The following is a 1,055-nucleotide window of genomic DNA, read 5'->3' on the forward strand; positions in this document are numbered from 1 at the left end:
GGTGTTGCTAAAGATTTCGCATCTATCGATAACGCTCCAGAAGAGCGTGAGCGCGGTATCACAATCGCAACTTCTCACGTTGAGTACGACACTCCAGCACGTCACTACGCACACGTAGACTGTCCAGGACACGCGGATTATGTTAAAAACATGATCACTGGTGCAGCACAAATGGACGGCGGTATCCTAGTTGTTGCTGCGACTGACGGCCCTATGCCTCAAACTCGTGAGCACATCCTACTTGGTCGTCAAGTTGGTATCCCTTACATCATCGTATTCATGAACAAATGTGACATGGTAGATGACGAAGAGCTACTTGAGCTAGTTGAGATGGAAGTTCGTGAACTTCTTTCTGAATACGACTTCCCAGGTGATGACCTACCAGTTATCCAAGGTTCTGCACTTGGCGCACTAAACGGCGAGAAGCAGTGGGAAGACAAGATCGTTGAGCTTGCAGAAGCACTAGATTCTTACATTCCTGAGCCAGAGCGTGCAGTTGACCAACCGTTCCTACTACCAATTGAAGATGTATTCTCAATTCAAGGTCGTGGTACTGTTGTAACTGGTCGTATCGAGCGCGGTATCCTACGTGTAGGTGACGAAGTAGAAATCGTTGGTATCAAAGAGACTACTCTTACTACTTGTACTGGTGTTGAAATGTTCCGTAAACTGCTTGACGAAGGTCGTGCAGGTGAGAACGTTGGTGCACTTCTACGTGGTACTAAGCGTGATGACGTTGAACGTGGTCAAGTACTTTCTGCGAAAGGTTCTATCAACCCACACACTAAGTTTGAGTCTGAAGTATACGTACTTTCTAAAGACGAAGGCGGCCGTCACACTCCTTTCTTCAAAGGTTACCGTCCACAGTTCTACTTCCGTACAACTGACGTAACAGGCGACATCACTCTACCAGAAGGCGTAGAAATGGTAATGCCAGGTGACAACGTTCAAATGACTGTTGAGCTAATCGCTCCAATCGCAATGGACGAAGGTCTACGTTTCGCAATCCGCGAAGGTGGCCGTACAGTTGGTGCTGGTGTTGTAGCTAAAATCTT

General features: G+C 47.3%; 1 protein-coding gene. It reads left to right on the forward strand.

The genetic code is table 11. The features are described 5' to 3' along the window. Positions 1–1,055, forward strand: a 1,055-nt coding sequence (gene tuf, locus AB4274_RS22075; protein WP_137001546.1) for an elongation factor Tu, incomplete at both ends; no start/stop codon positions are given.

This window comes from Vibrio sp. 10N.261.55.A10, from assembly GCF_041470825.1.
In the GTDB taxonomy this organism is placed as follows: domain Bacteria; phylum Pseudomonadota; class Gammaproteobacteria; order Enterobacterales; family Vibrionaceae; genus Vibrio; species Vibrio crassostreae_C.